The organism is Acetobacterium fimetarium (genome assembly GCF_014284475.1).
Taxonomy (GTDB): domain Bacteria; phylum Bacillota; class Clostridia; order Eubacteriales; family Eubacteriaceae; genus Acetobacterium; species Acetobacterium fimetarium.
In genome coordinates, this window is the sequence record NZ_WJBC01000019.1 from 21,659 (window position 1) to 47,527 (window position 25,869).

Sequence of the window (25,869 nt, forward strand, 5' to 3'; positions counted from 1 at the left end):
ATCCAAATTCCAATCATAAAATTTCTATCCGGTTTCAGGCTTTGTCGACAAAGTCCGGGTTCATTTTCTTAATTCCAACCCCGGGAAATGCCACGGAAATCATGTTGTTTTTAATTTCAACCACCGTGCCGATGCCAAACTTTTTGTGCTTTACCTTATCGGTCAGGGCAAAGGTATTTTCCGTTTTGTTCATATTTGCGCTCAGCGACTGGGATTTGTTTCGGCGAATAGCGACCTTCGACTGGATCACCCGTTCCGAAAAGGTCTTGTTCTTTTTGGCATCCACATCAATTTCGGGCTTTCGCTCATAACGCTGTTTGTTTTCCACACACACTTCACTCGGCAGTTCCTGCAAAAAACGTGATGGTGTCTGCAGCTGGCGACGTCCGTAGAGGGTTCTCTCTGCCGCCCATGAAATATAAAGGCGTTTCATGGCCCGGGTGATTCCCACATAACAGATCCGGCGTTCTTCTTCAATCTCTTCCGGCGAATCCATGGAGCGTCCATGAGGGAAAATGCCTTCTTCCAGACCCGGCAAAAACACCACCGGGAATTCCAGTCCTTTGGCATTATGCAAGGTCATTAACAGCACTTTCCCTTCATCGCCATCATAACTGTCGGTCTGAGATGATAATGCCACGGTTTCCAAATAGGCGCTGAGGCTTTGATCATCACTGTTTTTTTCAAAATCTACTGCCGATGATACCAATTCGCGCAAGTTTTCCAGGCGGCTTTCGCCCTTGTCCATTTTCCCCAGTTCCAGCATTTCCATATATCCGCTCTTTTCGATCACCGCCGTAATCAGTTCGCTGAGGCTGCCGCTTTCCTGTATTTTTGATAAACCCGACATTAGATCGCTGAAAGCGCGGACTTTGTTTCTCACACTGGAGCTCAGCTCAGGAATTTCTTCCACATGATAGAAGGCTTCCATCAAGCTGAAGCTTTTAAATTCAGCATACTCTCCGATTTTTTCAATCGTCGCTGAACCGATACCTCGTTTCGGTACGTTAACAATCCGCATGAACCCCATATTGTCCTTCGGATTGCTTAAAACATTCAGATAGGAAATCACATCTTTTATTTCCGTTCGTGAATAGAATCCTGTTCCGCCAATCAGTTGAAAAGGCAGTCCTGCACGCATCAGCGCTTCTTCAAATAATCGCGACTGGGCATTGGTCCGATAGAGGATCGCAAAATCGCCATATATTCCTTTTCCCTGATCAATCGCATCTTTTATCTCATCAACAATAAAACGCGCTTCATCATAACCCTGGTTAAAGGATGAAATCATTATCTTTTCATCCCCCAGATTATTGGTCCATAAAGCCTTTTCCTTCCGGCCGGTATTTCTTGAAATAACCTGGTTGGCACAATCCAGGATAATCTGGGTTGAGCGGTAATTCTCCTCCAGCTTGACGACTTTTGCATCGGGATAATCTTTCTCGAAATCCAGAATGTTATGAATATCTGCACCACGCCAGCCGTAAATACTCTGGTCGTCATCTCCGCAAACGCAGAGATTCTTGTTCTTTGCCGCCAGCATATTCACCAGCTCGTACTGGCTGTGATTGGTATCCTGGTATTCGTCAACCATAATATATTTAAATCGATTCTGATATTGTTCCAGTATTTCCGGGAAGCCCTTAAACAATACCAGGGTATTGTAAATGAGGTCATCAAAATCCATGGCATTATTGGCTTTCAGACTTTCCTGGTAGCGTTTATAATAGATCCCGACTTTTTCTTTGCGGAAGTCCCCGGCATTTTCTTTGCTGTACGCATCCGGGCTTACAAAATTGTTTTTGGCCGTGGAAACCTCCCCACTCACGTATTGATGGGTATAGTACTTGTCATTCAACTGCAGTTCCTTGAGCAGAGTTTTGTACAGTTTTTTTTGATCATCCGTATCGTAGATGACAAAGTTCTCGTCATATCCCAGCCACTGGCTGTGTGCTCTCATAATCCGGGCGCACATCGCATGGAAGGTGGACATCCAGATCCGTTTGCTGTCCTGAATATTCATTTTCGCGATACGTTCCCGCATTTCGCCGGCTGCTTTATTGGTAAAAGTTATGGCCAGAACCTGTGATGGCCATGCCTGTTCTGATTCGATGATATGCGCAATACGGTGGATGATGGTCCTCGTCTTTCCCGATCCTGCTCCCGCCAATATCAGTAATGGCCCCTGAATTGTTTCTGCGGCTTCTCTTTGCTTACTGTTTAATCCATCTAATAAACCCATGAATCCTCCTAATGCTAATTTCTATATTTTATTCAACTTGTCATTTTTAAAACAAGGTTTCTCCATAATAAATACTTCTCAGAACCTTATCCATTTCATTTTGATCCATTTTAACCGGATTCCTCTGAGTCGATCCTTTTAATGAATTTTCCAGAAGGCTGTCATAATTTTCCAGAAATTCTTTTTCTTCGATTCCTGCCAGTTTGAAAGAAACCGGCACTCCGAAAGTTTTATTCAGATCTTTTATTTCTCCGATAATCTCTTTTCCAGTGATTCTCGAAAGCTCTGCCAGATCTTCGGCCACTGCGTGATCCCGACGATTGTATTCCAGAACAGTGGGCAGTGCGATGGCATTAAGCAAACCATGACTCGTGCCGAATCGCCCCCCGAAAGCATGGGCGATGCCATGATCCATCCCCAGGCCTGCATTCTGGAAAGAAAAACCGGCCAGTGACTGAAAATTATGAACATGCTGTCGGCTTTCAATATCACCTTTTTCAAAAGAGTCCCGCAGATACTTAAGCAAGCCTTCAGCCGCTCCCCTGGCGATTGTCTTGGTAAAATCATCGGCATTTTTGTTGATATAAGCTTCCACGGCATGGGTCAATGCATCCATTCCGGATTCAACCATGACATTCTGTGGCATCGACAGCGTCAGTTCTCCATCCAGAATCGCAATATCCGGAATAAACGCTTTGGTTTTCAGCCCGATTTTTATATTTTCTTCAGGAAAGGTGATCACCGCCGCCCTGGTGACTTCCGAAGCCGTTCCAGATGTCGAAGGAATGGCGACAAGCCTGATTTTCTCTCTTTTAGAGGGCGCATTTCCATTTCTGATCGCTTCAATAGTCAGATCGTCATACTCGCACAGCAACGTCATGACCTTGGCGGCATCGATGACCGAGCCGCCGCCGATGGCCAAAACCACATCCGGCTCAAATTTTCTCATTTGCGGGATACCGGCTTCAACATCGGACACGCTGGGATTTGCTCCGATGCCGCTTAAAACTTCATAAGTTTTGTTCTTTTTCTTCAACAGGGTCTCGACCCGTTTGATGACACCATTTTTAAACATAGCCGACTTTCCGGTAATGATCAAGAACCGCTGTCCCGCAAGGTTTTCAATGGCCTCCAGCGTTCCCGGACCGGTGATTACCTGATCGCCATAAAATTTTAATTCGCTCATTTATTATCTCCTCCTTCACTAAAATTCAATATGATTTTCGTTCCTTCATTCTCTTCACTTTCAATAATCATGCCGGCCTGATGTTCATCGACGATCCAGCTGGCGATTGATAATCCCAGTCCGGTACCGCCCTCTGTTCGGGAACGTGCCTTATCCACCCGATAGAACCGCTGTGTGACCCGATCAATTTCATCCTTGGGGATGCCGATTCCCTGATCAATCACTTCAACCGATATGCCATGATGGGTTTTCTTCCCAGTCAGTTGAATCACTGTTTTCTCAGCGCTGTATTTTATGGCGTTATCCAGTAGAATAATCAGCAATTGGGTCATCTGCTTTTCATCTCCATTGATGGTCAAATCTTCTTCCAGATCATTGCTGATTGAAATGGCTTTTTTGGCAGCTAAAGGCGCCATCTTTTCCGTGATAACCCTGATTAAATAAGTTAAATCGATGGCTTCCCGTTGAACAAGCATCGCCCCGGAGTCAGCTCTTGCCAGAAACATCAGATCCTCAACAATCTGGTGCATCCGCTGGACCTCATCATAAGCGTTGTTTATCCATGTCATTTGACTGTTGACCGTCTCTTCCTGGCTGGTTTTGACAACCTCCAGATTCGTTTGAATCACCGCAATCGGTGTTCTTAATTCATGGGACGCATCAGCCAGAAATTCCTGCTGTCGCTCAACGCTTTTTTTGATGGGGATCAGCGAACGCCCCGACAAAAAATACCCGCCGATAAAAGAAAGAGTCGCCCCGACTAAAACGGTTATCACAATCATTTGAAGCGCATTTCCCAAAAGCGACCGTTCCGGCGTCATGTTCTTCATCGCCTGGACAATTTTTAAATCCCCATTATTGTTGATCACCATATAGGTACAGATTTTATAATCCTTATTGCCTTGTTTATAACTACTGACCAGATATTTTTCATGGTTTTCGCTGAAATAGTGTTTGGCTATTTCAATCAGCTGTGTTTCTTGCAGCGGCTGATATGATGATTGATCCAATGCTTTAAATTCCTGGTTGTATACAACATAGGAAATATTGTTTTCAATCAGGCTGCGGGTGTATTCAAGATATCCCTGTTTTTCCTCTTCTGTAGCTACTTGCCCATTTTCTTCTCTTTCGAGATACTCAATTTCATTGGCCAGCTGTGAGCAGTATATTTTGAGATTGTTGCTCACATTTGTTTCCACATCCATACTGAGCACTACATAAAGAAAGATTGAAATAAATAATAGGAGTCCGATGAGGACTCCTGTATTCATGAGGGTGAGATTGATTCGCAGCTTGTTAAGGCTCAACATTCTCCTTCTCCTTTAGAACATAACCCAAGCCCCGAATGGTTTTAATATAGGCTTGCGATTTGTCCAGCTTTTTTCTCAGATAGTGAACATAAATTTCCACGCTGTTTTCCATCGCGGTGCTTTCAATGCCCCAAATCCGGTCCAGAATCTGTTCTTTTGAAATGGTCATTCCGGGATTTCTAATAAACATTTCCAGCAGCTGGCCTTCTTTGGCAGTCAGTCGATTCAGGACATCATCCACAAAAAGCTCGCCGGTATTGATGTTTAAAGAAATATTTGCATAATGAATCACATTATCCTGGTAAATCTCCCATGGCCGTCTTCCCAATGCTCTGACTCGAGCGATCAGTTCTTCTGTCACGAATGGCTTCACCAGATAATCATCCGCGCCCATATTGAGACCATTCACTTTGTCTTTTGTATCATCTTTTGCCGTCAACAGCAAAATTGGCACGTTTTTTCCGGCTTCCCGAATGGAGCGAAGGATTTCCAGGCCGTTTATTCCCGGAAGCATAATGTCCAGAATAATCACATCATAGACATCATTTTCACTCAGCAGTTTCCCTTCAATGCCATCATTTACCACATCCACTAATATTTTGTTTTTTTCAAAGATTTTTCCCAAAGCAGCGGCCAGGGGTTTTTCATCCTCAACTAAAAGAACACGCATCGATTGTCAACTCCTCATTTTCATGCTTCTATTTTTTTTCCGGGAACGCTTCCTCGAGCAGATCATCCATGGGAATCATCTTTCCTTCAAACTTCGGTTCTTCAATTACCCGTCGGCATTCAAGGAAAATCCGAACAGCTCCTTCATAGTTTTCAAGGAAGTTGTCTGACCGCAATATGCCCCGATCCATCAAATGATAGATAAACAATCCCATATAATATACTTTATCCGGTTCAATATTCTTTAAATTGACGTATTTGAAGAAAGCCGAAAGGGCATTGTCTCCCTCTTCAAGAATTTCGCCGGCGATACGAACCCACTCCAGAGACAGGGCTTCAGTTACGGCCTCTTTGAAATTAACCCATAAAATTGCTCTTGCAACCGAATCTTCCAGGATATTTAAAGATTTCTGACATTCTTCCGCGCCGCGGTTGAACGCCTCAATGATTTTAGGCGCATAGGTGACCTGGCCGAGAGCATAATTTTTTCTCAGATTTCCATCCGTATCAATCAATTTGTTTAAGAGTAGGTCATTTTCTCTTAACACATCCTGCACTGAATACCATTCGTCATAAATACAGTAAGGCAAATACCCGAAATCAGCAAAAATGTGATCGATAATCCGTCTGACTTCTAAGTGTTTTTCTCTTTTTCGCTGTACTTCTTTTTGTTTTTTAAGAAATGTTTCCATTTGATAATACAGATTATGACGCTCAAAAAAATGTTCCATTTGCGAAATGGTCTCAGGCTCATCGCTGTAGAAAATCAGTTCATCAAGATCCCTTAGTTCTTCTCCCGTAATTCTGCCATTATTCATAATCAGCTGCAGATATTTTTTGTTTTCGTAATTCACTACATTACAGGGATGGTAGATAGCGTTGGGAAAGGTTTCTGTATAAATAAAAAACACCTGTCGACTCCGTCTGAAATAGATGATGTAACCTTTTGTGGTGAAAAATCCCCAGCCTTTATCGCTGGGTTTATTGCCATGTTTGATGTTGAAGCCTTCCGCATACAGGCAGTTCTTCAAAAGGTAGGTGACAACCTTCTCGTTGTTATCAATTCCCATGTTTCTCAGATTCTGACGATAATAAGCCCAGAGCAGTTCAATGGTCGTTCCCTTGGGGTCAAATAACGCCTCCATAGAAAACATTTTCTGACCCTTCAAGTTTTTCACAATGCACAAAAGCAGGCAGTCCAGATGAATGGCCTCGATGAATTCGCCCGGTTTGATTTTTTCCAGATCCTCGACAACCCGATCGTTGAAGTATTCCAGGCTATCTTTTTTCAGCTTATCCAATAGTTTTGTCGTCTTCTGATTAAATCGATCGATGGCATTGCCAACTGAAAATAATATACTTTCCGACATCAGGGTCAATACCACGTTTTTTTTCTCATCCCAGGGGTAAGAAACGTTCTTCAATGTCATTTCATTGATGATTTCTGACGTCTCGACCTGATAATCCACCAGCGTGTCACTGGGAATGGAAATATAAATGAGTTTCGGATTCTCAATGGTATCAATCAGCAAACCTCTTCTGCTCAAAAACACATTGGCTTTAACCAGTTCATTATCCGTTCCACAATTGACTTCCACTTCCTCAAGAAATTGTTCATTTTGAATCATGTAGGCAATAAAATTCCGGGTCGTATCCAATCCCTGATCCTTCAGATTGGGTTCAAAACCATAGAGCAGCAGCTTGTGCACGATGCGCACGATATCCCTTTGTCGGTCAATGCCTCTTCCTTCTTTAGCGCGAATAATCGTCTGATTTAATGGTGAATCCAGTTTATAGTAGTTCGGTTCAACTGAAAAAAGGGCTTCAACCGCTAACAGGATCAAAAGATCCACCTCAACTGAAACCATTCCATTTTTCTGAACATCCTTATTTTTCATCAGGTTGTTTGTCATCCACTGATACATGTCATCAATCTTGTCAATACCTTTTTTCACAATTCCGTGGCAGTCTCCACAGAGAACATCATATTTTATATTTAATTTCTCACTCTCAATTTTATAACTCCGCTCAAAAAAGCCAATGGCTTTTCCACATTTATTACATGGCGTTTTCATTTTTTCCAATCCTTCCCTGTCATCTGGCTTAAAAATTCTATTTCAGCAATAACTTGCTTAACTTTCTCATGGTATCCATCGTCTTAATAGACCATTCTATAGTTTACCATAAAACTCTGTTTTTTTCTCAAAAAAAACACAAAAGAGCAACCTATTTAAGGTTACTCTTTTGTGTTTGGTTATAAAATTTTCAAATCATTTCAATGTAATCGATAATCCCTCCACCAAGACAAATATTACCCTGATAGAGAACAACAACCTGTCCCGGCGTGACCGCCTTTTGAGGCTCATCAAACTCAACATAGAGACGATCCGGACCGACCCGAACGGTAACACCCTGATCCGGTTGGCGGTATCTGAATTTAGCTGTGCATTTAAACTCTTTTGCCGGAGCACGGCCACCAATCCAATTCATTTCTGTGGCCTCCAGTGACTTGGAATAAAGCGCCGGATGGGAATCGCCCTGCACCACCACCAGCTCATTTTTATTCAGATCTTTACTGACCACAAACCAGGGTTCTCCGTTTCCTTCTCCGCCAATTCCCAGACCTTTTCTTTGACCGAGGGTATAATACATCAGGCCCTGATGGATGCCCTTAACATTACCGGCAAGATCCACGATATTTCCGGGTTTTGCCGGCAGATACTGGCTGAGAAATTGAGTGAACGGCCGTTCCCCGATAAAACAGATTCCCGTGGAGTCTTTTTTTCTGGCAGTTGCCAAATTATTTTCAACGGCAATGCGCCGCACCTCATCCTTGGACAGGTGCCCGATTGGAAACATCACATCAGCCAATTCTTTTTGCCCCAATTGACATAAAAAATAGGTTTGATCTTTATGATGATCGAACGCCCGTTTCAAACGGTACTGCTCATTGACAAAATCAATTTGAGCATAATGACCCGTTGCCAGGTAATCGCCGCCTACCACCTTAAGCGCATAATTCAGGAATCGTTTGAATTTTATTTCCCGGTTGCACAACACATCCGGATTTGGGGTTCTCCCCTTTTTATACTCGTCAAGAAAATATGTAAAAACAGAGTCGTAATATTCCTTCGCAAAGTTCACCGTATAATAGGGAATATCAATTGCGTCGCATACTCGTCTCACATCATCGTAATCTTCTGTAGCTGTACACAAACCTGAATCATCCTTTTCTTCCCAGTTTTTCATGAAGACCCCGATGACTTCATATCCGCGTTCTTTTAACAACAATGCTGCAACCGATGAATCGACCCCACCTGACATGCCTACAACGATTTTCATTTTTTGGTTTTCCTCCTCTGATTGTCTACCAATTCCCTCTTAATTGATTGCTTCCGCCATTTTCTTTGCCAATGCTTTAAGTTTGATTACATCCGCTTCATCAGGCGTCCCCTGAATCATCAGTATTTCATCGATGGTATCAGCTTTTGTGCATTCAATAAACGCATTGAAATTCTTATCTGCACCGCCGCTCCAGCTGTAATTACCAAAAAAGCCTACTTTATGATTATCCACTCTAATTTCACTTAATTTATAAAGCAGATTTGCCATCTTGGGGAAAATCTGGCCGTAATAAGAAGGAGCCCCCAGGAACAACCCTTTGTATTTCCAGATATCAGAAATGATAAAAGAAATATCGGTTTTGGCAACATCATATAATTTCACTTCGCCGACACCTTCACTTTTCAGGGCAATCGCCAAAGCTTCCGCTGCTTTTTGAGTGCAACCGTACATGGAACCATAAGCGATGACCACGCCCGGATCCGTTTCTTTTGCACTCATTTTTACATACATATCCAATATATGCTTGGGGTTATCGCGCCAGATCAGCCCATGGGAAGGGCAAATGGTTTCGATCTCAATTCCGCCCAGTTTATTTAAAGCTTTTAACGCCTGGCCCGCAACCTTTCCGACGATGCATGCATAATAGCGTCGTGTCGGTTCTTCAAAAGCCGCCAGATCATTGTCCCCATCAAAAATGCTTCCAACCGGTGCTTTAAAACTACCGAACACATCCATTGAAAACAGAACCTTATCGGTTATGTCATAAGTCACCATGGATTCCGGCCAATGAACCATTGGCGTCATGAAAAACTGAAGCGTATGCTTGCCAAGGCAAAGCGTATCCCCGTCACAGACCTCATGAAGATTTTCACAGATTTTGTAGAAATTGTTCATGATGGGAAAGGTCTTTTTATTTCCAACAATCTGCATATCCGGATATTCCGCCAGCAGCTCGGTAATGCCGCTGGAATGGTCCGGCTCCATATGATTCACAATCAGGTAATCAACCATTTTATCGCCGATAATTGATTTGATCTTTTCAATGTATTCATCTGCTTTAATCGATTTTACTGTATCAATTATCGCTACTTTTTCATCATTAATCACGTAGGCATTATAGGAAACGCCTTCCTGATCAATTGGCCACATTCCCTCAAAAAGTATTGTCTGATAATCATTGACGCCAACCCAGAAAATCTCATCTTTTATGTTTACTGCATTCATATTATTCCTCCACTTTCCTTGTGATCTACTACGCTTAAATATAACCTTTATTATAAATTTTTTCAAGAGGAAAAAACATCTCCTTCAGATGTTGGATCGCATTATTTTTGATGGTAAAACCCTGACTGCTCCAGATTATTGCCCGGGGTGGAAGCGTGCCACCGGAAATCGCTTTTTATCAAAAAATAAAAAAGAGGCACTCAATGCACCTCTTTTTCAAGAAAATTAAGAAAGGAAATTAAAACGTTTTCACACCATGGTGTTATTATATACGATTACATTTAAAAAATCCAGCACTTTTTTATCTTTTTATGATTTTTTTTAATTTATTTTTCATTCAGTGCCTTATACAGCCAAAAAACCCCCATGAAATTTTACTTTTTATAATGTTTACGATTTTAAAAAAGCTATGTTATAATGGAAACAACAATCTTTAATCCGATACTGAAAGGAGCTGGTAAAATGAGTGAACAAAATGACACCGATTTTTCTGCAGCTGATTCACAATGGAGTGAGAAGGAAATAAAAGAGGAGCTACGTCGTTTGTTTCTCGGTGGCGATGATTGGAGCAAGGAAGCCTGCATGGGTTATTTTATTAAAACCTGTCAGTCTGCCAAACTCGATACCAAGACCACCCAGACTTTAGCGATCACCCTCTATCATCTTTTTGATGAATTATCTGTTGGCGACGCGAAAAAATTCTATTACAATGAATGTCACGCTATTTTAACCGGACGCAGTGACGTTTAGTCTTAAAATCATCAATGAATCACTACACCAGTTGTTGGCCGTCACCCGCACTTTATAGATGCTTGCCAAATTCGTTGCCTGACATAAATCAGGGACTGCCGCAAACTCGTAAAACCTTGAATTGGTTTTACTGCTTTGTGGCAGTCCTTTTCTTTTTCAAGGAATCCCCACTTTAACCATATTGGGAAAACCCTGATCCAAAGAATTATTTGTTTACATAGCGGAATAGGCCGAATAGATATCAAAAACCGGCAACATCACCGATGCTAAAATAAAGAGCACCATCCCTCCTAAGACAATCAGTATCAAGGGTTCCAGTGCTGTACTCAGTAACTGGATACGATTCTGCATCTCATCTTTGTAAATTCTGTTAACCGATTCCAGCACCACCGGCAAAGAACCGGATGTTTCACCAATCCTCACCAGTTGACAAAACAAACTTGGAAAAGCCGCGCTTTCTTCCATACCCTGGGCCAGACTCGTCCCCTCTGATATTTTTTTCACCAGAATGACCACTTCTTTCTTCAGATAGCGGTTTTCAGTAATGCCTGCCAATTGACTCAAAGCAGTCAGGAGATCAATCCCGCTGTTCAATAGCATGGCAAGTGTTTTCGCCATCATTGAGAGACTTCTTTTTTGGTTAATACTTCCCGTCAGCGGCATTTTAGTCTTTAGATAATCCCTGCTCAAGGCAACTTTTGGCACTTCTGCGATCATGAAAGCCAGCAGCACACTGCCGCCGGCAACCAGAATAATCATTGGCCAATACGTCGTCAACATTTGACTGATGCCAAGCAGTATATACGTTGGTTTCGGAAGCGGCGCCTCCATGGCTTCAAACATTCCAACAAAGGTTGGCAGCACATAGGTGAGCAAAAAAAGCAGCACCAGAATTGCCGTGAAAACAAGTATCATTGGATAAAAGAGGACCTGCTGAAGCTGACGGCGGTTCTGCTCCTGCGTCTCATAATGCTCGGCCATGCCAAGAAGAATCTCGGTCAGATTTCCACTCATTTCACCGGCCGCCACCATAAAAACAAAGAGCTCCGGAAATGATTTCGGATAGGCGGCCATCGCCTGGGAAAGACTCTCTCCGGACTGTATCCGGATGCAAATTCCTTTGATATCCCTGGCAAATCCTTTGTTTCTTGTTTCATCGCCAATAATTTCCAGACATCGCAAAATGGATACTCCGGCATTCATCATGATGTGGAACTGTCGGCAAAACTGACTGAATTCATCGGCAGCTACCGGTTTTAAGCGAAGATCAAATTCTTTGTTTAATAATTCATCCGCTCGCCTTTTTTCCGTTATTTCCAGTACAATCAGATTCTGTCCATGAAGCAAAACAGCAGCATCTCTCAATGTTTTTGCCGTAACAGTTCCTGAAATATCCTCACCCCGATAGTTTTTCGCTTTGTAATTAAAATCCTTGTCCATTGCCCGCCTCTAATGATGCCAGTCATTCTCAAAAGCCAGAATCTCCAGGCCTTCATCTAAAGAAGTACTGCCGTTCAAGATATACTGTTTCAAAGATTCTTCGATTGGGACAAGACCTTCGTCCATCGCAATTGAACGGATGGTATCATAGTCTTTTCCCTGATCAATCGACTCGCGAATGCTGCGCGTTATTTTCACAACTTCCTGAACTGCCAGTCGTCCGCGATAACCGGTATCATGACAGAACGGACAGCCTTGAGGATAATAAAGCTTGACCGCTTCATCGGGCAGTCCCAGTAAATTTTTTTCTTCCTGAGTGGCCCACCCTTCCTTTCTGCAATTTGGGCAGAGCCTTTTTACCAGTTTTTGAGAAATAATCCCCCGAAGTGCTGAAGACAATAAATACAGCGGGACCTGCATGTCCATCAATCGCGTAATTGAAGCAATCGCATTGTTGGTATGAATGGTCGATAAAACAAGATGCCCGGTAATCGCTGCCCGCGTTGCCATCGAAGCGGTTTCCTCATCCCGAATTTCGCCAACCATGATCACATTCGGATCTTGTCTGAGAATTGAACGAAGTCCCATGGCAAAATTGAGCCCGGTCTTTTCATTCACCTGAATCTGATTGACATCTTCCATCTGAAATTCAACCGGATCTTCAATCGTAATGATATTATGGGTTCTTGAGTTAATCTCGTTAAGCAGACTATACAGCGTCGTTGTTTTTCCGCTTCCGGTCGGCCCTGATGCCAGGATCAATCCATGGGGAGAGCGCATGATTTCCTTAAGCAAATTTTTCTGATCCGTTGAGAATCCCAGTTCTTCTATCTTCATCAGGAATTTACGCTGATCCAGCAAACGCAGAACAATTTTTTCGCCGTGGATCGTCGGTATCGTCGACAGTCGTACATCAATCTGTCGCCCCTCAACTGTCGTCGTAAAAGCGCCGTCCTGGGGAAAACGATGTTCCGCGATATCGCAGCCGCCAAGTATTTTAAGTCTTGAGATCAACCCCTGCCAGGTTTTTTCTTCCAGTAATTTCATCGGCTGCAGCAGCCCATCAATGCGGAGCCGAATTTGAATCTTTTTAGCAAACGCTTCAATGTGGATGTCGCTGGCACCCAGGGAAACACCTTCTTCGATTATTTCGTTCGCCAGGCTAATGATCGACGGCTCCTCGCTTTCCCCGTCGTCTTGATGCCATCCCGCCGCAGTGTTTTCCTCATTGCTGATTTTATGATAGTATCTTCGGATCAGACGCTGAATACATTCTTTTTCGGCAACTAATATTTTCAGGCGCTTTTTTGTTATCTGCTGCAATCCCCGGATGGCTTCTTCATCGGTCGGATCAGCCATCAGGATAATCAAATGCGCTTCATCCGGCTGTTTCAGCGGAAAAACAAGATACTCCTGAGCCTGTTCTTTGGTAAAGAAAGCCAGACTGTTTGAATCCATTCGGTCTTTCTGAGGATCATAGACATCAAACCCCCACTCATTATGAAAGGTCAAAAGCAATGTTTCGTCCGAAATGACCCGATCTTTCAATAATAACTCCAGCACTGAATTCCCTGATTGTTGTGCTGCTTTTATCCTGTCAACAATATCCTGGCGCGTTATTTCCTTATTTTTCAAAAGCATTTCCAAAACAATCTTGTTTTCTTTCATTTCGCCTCCTGAATGTAAATAAGTTGCCGAATGACCATTCTTTATTTTTTATCCTATCGATCACTTTTCAACTGCATTGATTTCAGTTTCAAGCTAATTCAACCGTCATGAATACGTTTAAGTGTCATCATTGTATACCATCTCATTCATATTTACAATAGTTTTCCAATGTCTTTGTTTAATTTCTTTCATCATTACATCCCTGACACTTTAATAAGCACTCTTGAAATTCCACCTATTCCTCAAGCTCTGTTGAACCGTTTTAGATCGTCATTTTATGAGCTTCCGTATTGAGCGATTTCTCAGCGCTTGTTTTTTCAATAAAGTGTTTTCAAAATATACGCATGGGTATAAAATTAAATGCATGGACTGATTCTCGATTGTCCGGAAAATCTAAAACACCGCTGAAAGATCATCACGCTGAGCATCGTAAATAAACAAAGAGGAGGTATGTAATCAAAAACGCAAAAAATATTCGTCAGTTTTGGAAAAAAGCGAAAAAGCAATATGTAACGAAAGGAAGACAAGTCATGAAAAAATTTACCGTTGGCAAAATCTCAGCCAGTCTGTTGTCGATCATTATGATTCTTTCAATGTTTTTTTCAACCGGAATTTTTGCTGCCACTGAACAAACAGAATCTGCAACAAATAATTCAATTGATACAACTATACAGGGCGAAATCGGCGTTGCCTATCGCGGCCATATCGAAAACTATGGAAACACGCCCAGCTCGGTTGGACCCAACCTGAACTATCTTACCGGTCCTGAAGAACTGGGAACACGGGATGAAAGCCTGCGTCTGGAAGGGATTGCAATTAAATTGACCGGCGCTGTTCCTGAAGGCGCAAGCATCACCTATCGCGTTCACGTTCAGGATCAGGGTTGGATGACCCCCGTCAGTGATGGCGCCTTTACGGGAACCACAGACAGAAGCCTGCGAATCGAAGCCATCGAAATCAATCTGGTCGGTCTTTCTGGCTATGACGTCTATTACCGTGGCCATGTGCAGGACAAGGGTGACATGCCTAGTGCCAACGGCCAATGGACCTGGGTTAAAAACGGCGCCCGACTGGGAACCACCGGCGACAGTCTGCGTTTGGAAGCCATTGAAATAAAAATCGTCAAATCTCAGATCAATGATTATGCCGCACTGGGCGATTCAATTGCTTACGGCATGAGTGCCACACCGGGATCGGGCTATGTTAACCTTTTTTATAATAACTTAAGCTCCATCAGCGGCAATGAGAATATGCAGCTTGATAATCTGGGCATTCCGGGCGAAACCAGCAGCGCGCTTTTATCCCAACTGCAAACCGATCCGGCCACCATCGCGGCTGTCAGCAAGGCTAAAGTGATCACAGTCAGTATTGGCGGCAATAACCTGCTTTCACCTTTAATTGCCACCGTTGCAAAAGCCTTCAATCTCGATCCGACCTCCGCAAATTTCACCACTGAACTGGCCGCAGCTTTAGCGGATCCCAACAGCCAGGCGACCCTTGCGGCCGCAATGCCCGAAATTCAAGCCAATCTGACCGCCGGCGCCCAGCAGTTTGCGGCCGACTGGCCCCAAATAGTTGGTACCATCCGGACATTGGCACCACAGGCAGAGATCTATGTTTCAACATTATATGATCCGATCAATTCTCAAGATCCCCTTTATCAGTCATTTGATCCGATAATCCAGGGCATCAATGCTGTCATTGCGACGCCGGGCAGCGGCTATAAGGTAGCTGATGTCTACACCGCCTTCAAGAATTACCAGGGCGCGGAGCCATTGGTCAATTTCAGCCTTTATACCGGTCAGCTGGACCCGCATCCAACGACCACGGGACACGCCGTTATTTTCCAAAGCCATCTTAATGCTCAGATTTATTAATGTTCGTCGATTTATTTCGTTAGAGTTAGCATGAATCTGATCCGTATTTTTTCTTTCATGTAAATAAAAAAAGTTTAAAGCGACTGTTCTAACGTCGCTTTAAACTTTTTGCTTTTTTCAGGCCGGAGCGGGTACTGCTCGCCCCGGCGCTGTTACTTTTCTTTTTCAGCTGTTACTTATTTAATTCTTCGATGATGGCCGGAATCACTTTGTAAAGATCTCCGACAATCCCATAATCGGCCACTTCAAAAATCGGGGCATTTTCATTTTTGTTGATGGCAATGATGATGTCCGAATCCTGCATGCCGGCAATATGCTGGATGGCACCGGAAATGCCGCAGGCAAAATAGATCGTTGGTTTAACCGTGGTTCCGGTCTGACCGACCTGGATGGCATGATCGGCCCATCCGGCATCAACACAGGCGCGTGATGTGGCCACGGTGCCGCCGAGTTTATCAGCCAGCTGTTTGAGCAGCTCGAAGCCTTCGGGCTTACCCAGACCCATGCCGCCGGCGACAATGAAATCAGCGTCGGAAATGGAGATGTTTTCGGTGGTTGTTTTGACAATCTCCAGCACCTTGGTGCGGATGTCGCCTTCAGCAAAGACGGCGTCGAGTTTAATGATTTCGCCTTTTGGGGTTGGATCATAGACAGCTTTGTCCATCACGCCGGGTCGGACAGTTGACATCTGTGGCCGGCTGCCAGGGCAGACAATGGTAGCCATCAGATTGCCGCCAAAAGCGGGTCGGGTCTGTCTGATTTTTTTATCATCCGGGTCGATTTCCAGTTTGGTACAGTCGGCGGTCAAGCCGGTGTTGACTTTAACGGCCAGACAGGGGGCCAGGTCGCGCCCGATATGGGTGGCGCCGTATAGAACAATTTCCGGTTTGTATTTTCCGATGGCTTCATTGATCACTTTAGAATAGCCGTCGGTGGTGTATTTTTCCAGTTCCGGGGCATCGGCCAGATAGACCTTTTCGGCGCCGTAGGCAAACAGTTCGTCGGCCAGTCCGGCGACGTTGCTGCCGCACAGAATCGCACACAGTTCAGTGCCGATTTCGGCGGCCAGTTTTTTACCTTCGCCCAGCAGTTCGAAAACAACCGGCATGATTTTTCCTTCGCGCTGTTCAGCAAAAACCCAGACGCCTTTGTACATGCTCAGGTCTTTAACCACTTTTTCGGTGCCTTCCTGGATGATGGCATCGGTGGGGCAAACTTCAACACAGGTTCCGCAGTTGGTACATGCGTCGCCAATAACCGCAATTTTATCTTCGATCGTGATTGCATCAAAAGGACAGCTTTTCTGACATTTTGCACATCCGACACATTTTTCTTCTATTACTTTAATTGCCATTTTTATTTGTCCTTTCTAGATTATATGCTTTTCTTTAAGCTTGGAAACCAGGCTGCCGGCTATTTCGCTGACGGTCGTACCAGTGATCATCTCGCCGCCGCCTTTGGCTGGCGGAGTGAACGAACGGAATACCTGGGTGGGTGAGGCATTCAGGCCGCAGGCTTCCGGTGACAGCCCGATGTCTTCATGATTCCAGGTGGTAATCGGTTGTTCATAGGCTTGCATGATTCCACCAATACTCATATATCGGGGGTCATTCAATTCTTTCACACAGGTCAACAGACAGGGCATCTCGACTTCGATCACTTCATAGCCGTCTTCCATCTGGCGGTGAACAATGGCTTTTTGGTCTTCGATTTTGATATCTTCCACATAGGTGACCACTGGCATTTTCAGCCGCTGGGCAATCTGTGACCCTACCTGGGCGGTGTCACCATCGATGGCTTGTCGACCGGCTAAGACCATGTCAATTTTCTTGATTTTTTTAATCCCGGCTGCCAGGGTCGCTGATGTTGCCCAGGTATCGGCGCCTCCGAAAGCGCGATCACTTAACAAATAGGCTTCATCAGCCCCCATGGCTAGGCATTCTCTGAGCATTTCAGAGGCCTGGGGTGGTCCCATGGTCATGACGATGACTTCGGTGCCCGGGGTTTCGTCCTTGATGGCCAGAGCGGCTTCCAGGGCGTTGGCATCATCGGGGTTTAAAATGCTGGGGACACCTTCCCGTATCATGGTTCCTTTGACGGGATCGATTCGGACCTCATTCGTATCCGGTACTTGTTTTGCACAAACTAGAATTCTCATCTATATTAATTCCTTTCTTAGTTTCTATTTCTTCAACAGCATTCCGGAAATAACCATCTGCTGAACCTGTGAGGTTCCTTCGTAGATGGTAAATACCCGACAATCCCGATACATACGTTCGACTTTATATTCCTTAATATAACCGTATCCACCATGAATCTGGACGGCTTTGGCACAGATTTCGTTACAGATTTCTGCGGCGTAGAACTTAGCCATGGATGCTTCTTTTGATGCATTCTGCTTATTGTCCATTAAACTGGCGGCATTATAGACCAATAGTTTGGCGGCTTCCAGTTTGGTGGCCATATCGGCGATCATGAATCCGATGGCCTGGAAATCGGCAATTCGTTTGCCGAACTGTTTTCGTTCTTTGGCATATTTGATGGCTTCATCCAGAGCACCCTGAGCCACACCAATTGATTGAGAGGCCACACCAAGTCTTCCGACATCCAAAGTTTTCATGGCATTACTGAAGCCTTTATTAACTTCTCCCAACCGATTTTCTTTGGGTACCTTCACATCTTCCATGATAATATCAGATGTTGCACAACCAATCAGACCCATTTTGCGCTCGTTTTTCCCGAGTGAAACACCCGGAGATTTTAAGTCAACAATGAATGCTGAAATGCCTCGGGTGCCTTTCGACATGTCTGTTTTTGCATAGATGACCGCATCATCACATAAGGGTGCCATCGTGATAAAGGTTTTTCTTCCATTTAACAGGTAATAATCCCCCATATCCACGGCAGTAGTTGTCATGCCACCGGCATCAGAACCAGCGCCCGGTTCGGTCAGGGCAAAGGCCAGTTTTTTCTTACCTGTTACAATGGGTTTCAGATATTTTTCGATTTGTTCATCGGTTCCGGAAAGGAGCAATGGCCCGCCGGCCAGTGAGTTAGGTGCTGACAAATATACGCTGGCTACCCCACTGACCCGGGCAAACTCTTCCATACAAATGACATAGGACATGTGATCGCCACCGGATCCACCTAATGACTTTGGAATCTTAATCCCAAAGAAACCAAATTTCGCCATTTTATCAAGAATCTCCTGCGGAAATTTACCTGATTCTTCCACTTCATCCAATATTTCGGTTGTTAATTCTTTTTGAGCAAAATCTCTTGCCAATTTTCGAATCATTTTATTTTGTTCACTGAAATACATTTTTTTCCTCCTTAGCTCAACTCATTTTTATTATTTTCATTTATAATCGTCTTGATCTGATTTTTCAGCTCCGACAGAATTATTTTCCCACTGGCATTCAGGGGAAACTTCTTCAAAAAGATAAAGTATTTGGGGATCTTGTAAGCTGCCAGGTGCTGACTTAAAAATTCCCGCATCTCTGTCTCATTTAACTTTTTTCTGCCATCGGTGACAATACAAGCGGCAATTTCTTCCTGCAGCACTTCCGCTTCGATCCCAATGACTTTGACATCCGCAACGTATGGAAAATTCTTGATATGATTTTCAATTTCATAGGGCGAAATATTCTCACCACCTCTGACAATCATTTCTTTTAATCGTCCGGTAATACAGAGATTTCCATCCGCATCCAGATATCCCAGGTCGCCGGTATGAAGCCAGCCCTCAGGGTCGATCGCTTTTTTTGTTTCTGCTTCCAGTTTATAATAGCCCAGCATAGTGTTGTACCCTTTAATGCAGATTTCATTCTGATTGGATGCCAGTATTTTCAACTCGACATGGGGGATCACTTTTCCCACCGATCTGCTTTTATCAAGAATGGTGTCATCATAATCAGAAAAGGTAATACTCGGCGATGCTTCCGTCTGACCGTAAGACTGCTGGAGCTTTTCCATTTTCAGTTTTTCACAGATCGACAGATAATCATTTGTGTTCACGTAAGACCCGGCAATAATACCGCTGTTTAATGAACTGAGATTGTAAGTTTCAAACTTGGGATGCTTAATCATGGCCATAAACATGGTTGGCACCCCATTAAAAATGGTGCACTGGTTTTGTTCCACACATTTTAAAACCCGGATGGTTTTATGGCTCTCCAGTAAATAGATCTGGATACCGGCATAAATACCGGCCATGAACCCTGATGAAAGCCCAAAGCAGTGAAAGAGTGGAATTCCCAGACAGCTTTTGTCTGCTTCGGTCCAATGCATCTGTGTTGCCGTTTCAATGGCAATATTAATGGTCGCAAAGTGACTGAGCATCACACCTTTGGCAGCGGATGTCGTTCCGGAAGTGAATAAAATACCAAGCACATCTTCTGGCCTGACATTTTTCTTGGCGTTGCAAAGCAGTGCCAGATCATCGTTATCAACGATCTTCTTTTTGTATTGCTCGGGAATATCATTTTTATTCTTACCAAGGGCAACTGTTTTCTTCATTAAAGAAAGCCTTTTTCTGTCAAGCTGTGCGATCATTTCCGAAAATTTCAGTTGATTCGTATCTTCCCCATAGTATAAGGTGTTTACATCGGCATAGACTAAGAGATCTTCCAGTTCCGATTGATGACATCTGGTATTGATTAATACCGTCACCGCGCCGATTTTTGCCAGCGCCAGGTAGTGTAATAAAAACAGCGGACTATTCAAACTCCAAATGCCAACATGCGTGCCTTTTTTTACACCGGATTTTAGCAATGCCAGGGCAATGCCGTCCGAAATCTGATCCAACTCTACCCATGTGTAAGAATCATCCTCAAATACAATGGCAATCTTATCTGGTGTTTTTTTAACTCTTTCATTTAAAAAAGAATTGATTGTATGCCTTATTAGTTCCACTTCCATCACTTCCTAAACCCAGGCACCAACTACTTGCCCATTATTGTGTCAAGCCCATCCCATTTTTCAGTAAACATACCCGGATCCATTTCTTTGAGATCCGGTGAAATCTCCGGTCTGAAATCCATCTGATTCAGAATGTCTTTTTCAAGATCGATGCCAGGAGCCACTTCGATAACCGTCATTTTTCCATTAATGAGTTTAAATACACATCGCTCGGTAACATAAAGAATTTCCTGTTCGTTTTCTGCGGCGTATTTTCCGCTGAAAGTGATTTGTTCAACTTCTTTTAAGAATTTTTTTCCTTTACCTTCTTTTTTGATAATCAGTTTTCCATCACTTACTTCCACTTCACATTTTGCATTGAAAGATCCTGCAAAGACGACTTTTTTTGTGCTTTGGGTAATGTTGATAAAACCACCAGGGCCCGTCAAGCGGTCACCCATGCCTGGGATTGTAAATTTGCTGACATTGATGTTTCCTGCTTCATCGGCTTGAGCCAGACCAAGAATTGCAATATTGATTCCACCGCCGTCATATAAATCAAACATGGATCCATGGTCAATATTGGCTTCGGCATTGTATGAACTGCCAAAATTCGGAAGACTAGCCGGGATTCCACCAAAACCACCGATTTCTGTTGTCATGGTAATATCTTCGATATAACCGGCTTCTGAGACAATACTGGCCACATCGGAAGGAATACCAACCCCAAGGTTAACCAAATCCCCTTTCGCCAGTTCCATCGCTGCGCGTCTGGCCATAACTTTTCTTTCAGTCAGTGGCAGGATTGGAATAGCACTGAGTGGTTTTCTCAGATTTCCGGCAAAAGCGGGTTCATAGTAAACACCTTCTGTCTGCCAGCAGGCATTCTTATCCGTTGCAACGACGACATAGTCAACAATTGCTCCCGGTATTTTTACATCTTTAGGTTTTAAGGTGTTTTTCACTGCCTGATATTCGACTTGAACGATAACAATACCACCGCTGTTCTTAGCCGCCTGAGCGACTGCCAGACCTTCATTGATAGGGCCTTCATTTTCAAAGGTGATGTTGCCGTTTTCATCTGCGGTTGTTCCACGTAACATGGCAACGTCCAGCTTGAAGGATTTATAGAACAGGTATTCTTCACCATTGAAATCGATGAGTTCAACCAGATCCTCAGTGGTGACCTTATTCATTTTTCCGCCTTCTAAACGCGGATCCACGAAGGTACCCAATCCCACTTTTGTGATCAAGCCTGGCCGTTTAGCGGCAATTTCCCGCCAAAGATTAACGATTACACCTTGTGGCAAACAATGGCACGCCATTTTATTCGCCCGTACCAGATCGTTCATTGCAAAAGCCGAACCAATATGTGCAGCCGACCATTTTGTAACCAGTCCTTCAAGTCCAAGTCTGGTCATCCCTCTTTCTCGCCAGTCACCCATTGCACTTCCCTGTTTCATTGTGAGGTTACAGGGATGGCCGGTTTCTTTAAAGTTATCAGCAATCGCTACTGCTACTTCTTCAGGCCAGCCTGAAAGTCCCATTCCAGCCACACCTACTGTTGCTCCGTCGGGAATTAACTTAGCTGCTTCTGCTGCCGAAATAAATTTAGCCATAAAATTGTCCTCCTTGTAAAATATTACCCATATTTCATTTCAAAGTTTTTAGTAAATCGTTTGTAATTTCATGTTATTAATTTATCACAGTTCGTAAATCATGTCAATAGTTACATGTTATATTAAACATTTTAAGATTTACATCTTTTCCTTGCAAATGATATCGTTATCAGTTATAATATTTTTTTAGTTGTTATCCAAAAAACTGATATTAATTGAGCAACACACCTCCATCATAAAGGTAATTTACCCTAAAGGAGCCATAAAACTCTATCTATCCTGATTTATTTATGCTAAAATGTTTAATTGTGCAATCTGTTAATAAAAGGATTTAGAAAGGGGAATATCTGTGAGAACATTGAAATACGCATTGCTCGGATTAATTGATCGCGAGCCCATAACCGGATATGATATTTCCAAAGAATTCGAAAAACGGATCATGGCAAATTTTTGGCATGCCAAACACAGTCAGGTCTACCCGGAATTAAAACGCTTATTAGATGAAGAGCTCATTTCCTTTGAACTCATTATCCAAGGCGAAAAAATGGAAAAAAAATTATACACCATCACACCAAAGGGACATGCTGAATTTGTTGCCTGGCTGTTACAGGACGAGCCTTTAGGAATAACGCCCAAAGACGTATTCAGGCTACGGACTTTTTTTAGCGATTTTATGTCAGTAGCTGATTTTGAAAAACATTTACACAGCCAGTTGGATAAACATAATTTAAAAAAGGGCTATCTGGAAAGCTCCATGTCAAATTATTATGAAGCCGTCCCCAAATACGGATCAAAAGAATTTGGTGATTATGCCGTCTTATTAGGTGCGATCATGCGGGAAGATTCTTATATAGCCTGGTTAAAAGTATGCCTTGATGCCGTTAGTCATCAGGATTAATCAAACTGTTTAGCTTAAAGAACTGACTTGCAAATGAACCTGCAAAGCAGTTTTTTTATTGATAAAACGCCATTTTTTCGATGGCAGATTGTTAAAATAAAATATTAGGAGACGCTATGATTCGAATTGCAAATCTTAAAATAGGAATCGAAAAAGCCGTGGATCATGATTCTGAAAACCGGGCTTTAAAAAATGCCGTTCTTTCTAAAATTAAAACCAGCAGCAAAGAACTGCGCAGTTATAAAATATATAAAAAATCCATTGATGCCAGAAAAAAAGATGCGCTTGTTTATGTCTATACGATTGATGCAGAAGTGCAGAATGAGACACAAATTCTGAAAAAGTTCAGTAAAAAAGGTATCACACCTACTCCGGATATGTCCTATCACCGCGTAACGTTTGGCACTGACCAGCTGGCAGAACGACCCGTGATCATCGGCATGGGGCCGGCCGGTCTTTTTGCCGGTCTGGTCCTTGCCAGGAATGGTTATCAGCCCATTATCCTCGAACGTGGAGATGATGTGGATACCCGCGCTGCCAAAATTGAAACATTCTGGAAAACCGGCACCCTTGACACCAAAAGCAATGTACAGTTTGGCGAAGGCGGGGCCGGCACCTTTTCCGACGGAAAACTGACCACCCTGATCAATGACAACCGCTGCCGATCCGTACTGGAAGCATTTATTGAGGCGGGCGCACCGGAGGAAATCCTGTACAAGAGCAAACCCCATATCGGCACGGACTTGCTGCGTGAAACAGTGAAAAACATCAGAAAAGAGATTATCTCCTGCGGCGGCGAGGTGCGATTCCAGTCGCAGGTCACCGATTTTATTATCCAAAATGGCGAACTCCACGCACTGGTGATCAATGGTCAGGATGAAATCCCCTGCCGGACTGCCCTACTGGGCATCGGACACAGTGCCCGGGATACGTTTGAAACCTTGTATTCCCGAGGAATCGGCATGACGCCGAAGCCATTTTCCATCGGCGTTCGAATCGAGCATCCTCAGCAAATCATTGACGCAGCTCAATATGGCACTTCCGCCGGTCATCCCGGTTTGGGCGCCGCCGATTACAAGCTTGCCTACCATTCCCCAAATGGACGGTCTGCCTATACCTTCTGCATGTGCCCCGGCGGCTATGTGGTTGCCGCCGCTTCGGAGGCGCAAGGGGTGGTGACCAACGGCATGAGCAAACATAAACGGGACGGGGCCAATGCCAATGCCGCCTTGCTGGTCGGCGTTCAGCCGTCCGACTTCGGCAGCGAACATCCTCTGGCCGGAGTGGAATTTCAGCGAAAATGGGAACAACTTGCCTATCATCTCGGTGGTGAAAACTACTGTGCGCCAGCCCAGCTCGTCAGCGATTTTCTTGCCGATCAGCCGAGTACCAAATGGGGCCGTGTCACCCCTACCTATGAACCGGGCCTTGTTTTTGCCCAGCTCAAAGAATGTCTGCCGGATTACGTCATCGCAACGATGAAAGAAGCCATTGTTCATTTTGATGCCAAAATAAAAGGCTTCGCCATGCCGGACAGCATCATGACCGGTGTGGAAACCCGAAGTTCTTCCCCCGTCCGGATCAGCCGGGACGAAAATAACAGTGCCAATATTAACGGTCTCTATCCGATGGGCGAAGGCGCCGGTTATGCCGGCGGTATCATGTCATCTGCCGTCGACGGCGTCAAAACAGCGGAAAAAGTGATGCAAAAGTTCGCGCCTCGCAACCGATAATTTGCATCGTCCCCCGATGTCATTTATTCCATTAAAAAACCGCAGCAAATCAATGCTGCGGTTTTTTTTAATAAATTTATAGACTCAATCTTCAGCCATGAATCACGTTCGATTTTACCGGTTGAACTTCCAGTATCTTTGCAATCCGCTTTATCGCCTTTTTTACCACCGGTATACATAGCACCACGACGGTAAGCACGGCTTCCGCACCCATATAGGTGGCATTGTAAACCAGCGACCATGTGACGGCATTGAAACCCTCTGGTGCATACAGTCCGAAGAAAATAACGCCGGACAGAAAACTGCAGATGAATCGTCCGGAAACACCGACCAGATAGGCCGGTATGACAGAACTCCTGTTTGCAAAAAAGCCCCCCAGTCCCAACGCGCCGTAAGCGATGGGGTAATCCAGCAACAGTTGAACGGGAGACAGAACATAGGGGTTTATCAACAGATCCAGCAAGCCAAATGCAACTCCAGCCAAGACTCCCTGGCGAACTCCAAAAAAATACCCAATCAGGATGATGATCAGCATTGAAAATGGTGTCACTGCCCCGCCATAAGGCATCTTGAACAAAACCAGCTGGTTCAGAATGAACCCCAAAGCTACCGCAATTGCAGAAGCCGTCATGGCCTTGGGACTGGCTTTCGCTCTTTTTTTGTCTGTCATTAAATAGATGACGACAAAAATACCAAGAATCATCAGCGCGATGATCCCTTTTGCTGTATTCGATTCAAACACAGCCTGCAAAACTTCTTCAGACATAAAAATTCCTCCTTTTTATGGGAGGGGATGCGAGATTAAAACGCTTCCCTCCGCCGGTACTAACCGGATCAGGTAATAAGGGTAAATCTCAGCTGTTACGCTCCCCTAGCTACTTTTGATCGATTTTTCTGATGTTATTATATCATATGATTAAACGATGCAGAAAACAAAGTTTGCCCTAATAAACCTACTCAAAACGCATCGCAAATTAAAAAGGCCTGCAGAACAATTTTAATTCTGCAA

General features: G+C 43.9%; 19 protein-coding genes and 1 riboswitch. Of the genes, 4 read left to right on the forward strand and 15 right to left on the reverse strand.

Translation table 11 applies throughout. The features are described 5' to 3' along the window. Nucleotides 1–34: 34 nt before the first annotated feature. The 7 genes from GH808_RS11705 to GH808_RS11735 all read right to left on the reverse strand — a co-directional run bounded on the left by GH808_RS11705 (nt 35) and on the right by GH808_RS11735 (nt 9,976). On the reverse strand, nt 35–2,242 hold the full coding sequence (locus GH808_RS11705) for an ATP-dependent helicase (protein ID WP_186842975.1): 2,208 nt from the start codon (nt 2,240–2,242) through the stop codon (nt 35–37). 46 nt (nt 2,243–2,288) lie between these two features. Next, on the reverse strand, nt 2,289–3,428 hold the full coding sequence (locus GH808_RS11710; RefSeq protein ID WP_186842976.1) for an iron-containing alcohol dehydrogenase: 1,140 nt from the start codon (nt 3,426–3,428) through the stop codon (nt 2,289–2,291). Then, entirely contained in the window at nt 3,425–4,738 is a 1,314-nt protein-coding gene (locus tag GH808_RS11715) for a sensor histidine kinase (protein ID WP_186842977.1), read from the reverse strand. The genes GH808_RS11710 and GH808_RS11715 overlap by 4 nt, the downstream gene beginning before the upstream one ends. Further along, entirely contained in the window at nt 4,725–5,408 is a 684-nt protein-coding gene (locus tag GH808_RS11720; protein WP_186842978.1) for a response regulator transcription factor, read from the reverse strand. The genes GH808_RS11715 and GH808_RS11720 overlap by 14 nt, the downstream gene beginning before the upstream one ends. Before the next feature lie 28 nt (nt 5,409–5,436). Next, nucleotides 5,437–7,482, reverse strand: a complete 2,046-nt coding sequence (locus GH808_RS11725; protein WP_186842979.1) for a hypothetical protein — start codon at nt 7,480–7,482, stop codon at nt 5,437–5,439. 190 nt (nt 7,483–7,672) lie between these two features. Then, nucleotides 7,673–8,782, reverse strand: a complete 1,110-nt coding sequence (mnmA, locus tag GH808_RS11730; RefSeq protein WP_311135787.1) for a tRNA 2-thiouridine(34) synthase MnmA — start codon at nt 8,780–8,782, stop codon at nt 7,673–7,675. Between the two features lie 6 nt (nt 8,783–8,788). Next, nucleotides 8,789–9,976, reverse strand: coding sequence for an FprA family A-type flavoprotein (locus GH808_RS11735; RefSeq protein WP_186842981.1), 1,188 nt, complete (start codon nt 9,974–9,976; stop codon nt 8,789–8,791). 462 nt (nt 9,977–10,438) lie between these two features. Between GH808_RS11735 and GH808_RS11740 the strand changes: the two genes are divergently transcribed. After that, complete coding sequence (locus GH808_RS11740; protein WP_186842982.1) at nt 10,439–10,726, forward strand: hypothetical protein; 288 nt, start codon at nt 10,439–10,441, stop codon at nt 10,724–10,726. A gap of 213 nt (nt 10,727–10,939) precedes the next feature. Here GH808_RS11740 and GH808_RS11745 read toward each other — a convergent pair whose 3' ends face one another. Together GH808_RS11745 and GH808_RS11750 are read right to left on the reverse strand one after the other, a co-directional pair. Next, entirely contained in the window at nt 10,940–12,166 is a 1,227-nt protein-coding gene (locus GH808_RS11745; RefSeq protein WP_186842983.1) for a type II secretion system F family protein, read from the reverse strand. Nucleotides 12,167–12,175: 9 nt separating this feature from the next. After that, a complete protein-coding gene (locus tag GH808_RS11750; protein WP_186842984.1) occupies nt 12,176–13,834 on the reverse strand; it encodes a GspE/PulE family protein in 1,659 nt (552 codons plus the stop codon). 530 nt (nt 13,835–14,364) lie between these two features. On the opposite strand from GH808_RS11750, the gene GH808_RS11755 reads away from it, so the two are divergent. Continuing rightward, nucleotides 14,365–15,711, forward strand: coding sequence for a GDSL-type esterase/lipase family protein (locus GH808_RS11755; protein ID WP_186842985.1), 1,347 nt, complete (start codon nt 14,365–14,367; stop codon nt 15,709–15,711). A gap of 172 nt (nt 15,712–15,883) precedes the next feature. Here GH808_RS11755 and carE read toward each other — a convergent pair whose 3' ends face one another. The 5 genes from carE to GH808_RS11780 are packed head-to-tail and all read right to left on the reverse strand — an operon-like array spanning nt 15,884 to nt 22,229. After that, nucleotides 15,884–17,065 carry a caffeyl-CoA reductase-Etf complex subunit CarE gene (gene carE / locus GH808_RS11760; protein ID WP_186842986.1) on the reverse strand — a complete coding sequence of 394 codons (1,182 nt, stop codon included), beginning with the start codon at nt 17,063–17,065 and terminating at the stop codon, nt 15,884–15,886. 15 nt (nt 17,066–17,080) lie between these two features. Beyond that, nucleotides 17,081–17,869 carry a caffeyl-CoA reductase-Etf complex subunit CarD gene (gene carD, locus GH808_RS11765; RefSeq protein ID WP_186842987.1) on the reverse strand — a complete coding sequence of 263 codons (789 nt, stop codon included), beginning with the start codon at nt 17,867–17,869 and terminating at the stop codon, nt 17,081–17,083. Nucleotides 17,870–17,893: 24 nt separating this feature from the next. Next, entirely contained in the window at nt 17,894–19,033 is a 1,140-nt protein-coding gene (gene carC, locus GH808_RS11770; RefSeq protein ID WP_186842988.1) for a caffeyl-CoA reductase-Etf complex subunit CarC, read from the reverse strand. An 11-nt stretch (nt 19,034–19,044) separates the two neighbouring features. After that, nucleotides 19,045–20,625, reverse strand: a complete 1,581-nt coding sequence (locus GH808_RS11775) for an AMP-binding protein (protein ID WP_207722322.1) — start codon at nt 20,623–20,625, stop codon at nt 19,045–19,047. Between the two features lie 29 nt (nt 20,626–20,654). Beyond that, nucleotides 20,655–22,229: an acyl CoA:acetate/3-ketoacid CoA transferase gene (locus GH808_RS11780; RefSeq protein WP_186842990.1), complete on the reverse strand. Its 1,575-nt coding sequence runs from the start codon at nt 22,227–22,229 to the stop codon at nt 20,655–20,657. 349 nt (nt 22,230–22,578) lie between these two features. Here GH808_RS11780 and GH808_RS11785 point away from each other — a divergent pair, with 349 nt between their 5' ends. Together GH808_RS11785 and GH808_RS11790 are read left to right on the forward strand one after the other, a co-directional pair. Then, on the forward strand, nt 22,579–23,127 hold the full coding sequence (locus GH808_RS11785) for a PadR family transcriptional regulator (protein WP_186842991.1): 549 nt from the start codon (nt 22,579–22,581) through the stop codon (nt 23,125–23,127). A gap of 116 nt (nt 23,128–23,243) precedes the next feature. Further along, entirely contained in the window at nt 23,244–24,860 is a 1,617-nt protein-coding gene (locus tag GH808_RS11790; RefSeq protein ID WP_186842992.1) for an NAD(P)/FAD-dependent oxidoreductase, read from the forward strand. Between the two features lie 91 nt (nt 24,861–24,951). On the opposite strand, the gene thiT is transcribed toward GH808_RS11790, so the two are convergent. Further along, nucleotides 24,952–25,626, reverse strand: coding sequence for an energy-coupled thiamine transporter ThiT (thiT, locus tag GH808_RS11795; RefSeq protein WP_186842993.1), 675 nt, complete (start codon nt 25,624–25,626; stop codon nt 24,952–24,954). Nucleotides 25,627–25,654: 28 nt separating this feature from the next. Further along, nucleotides 25,655–25,743: riboswitch (TPP riboswitch) on the reverse strand. Nucleotides 25,744–25,869: the final 126 nt, after the last annotated feature.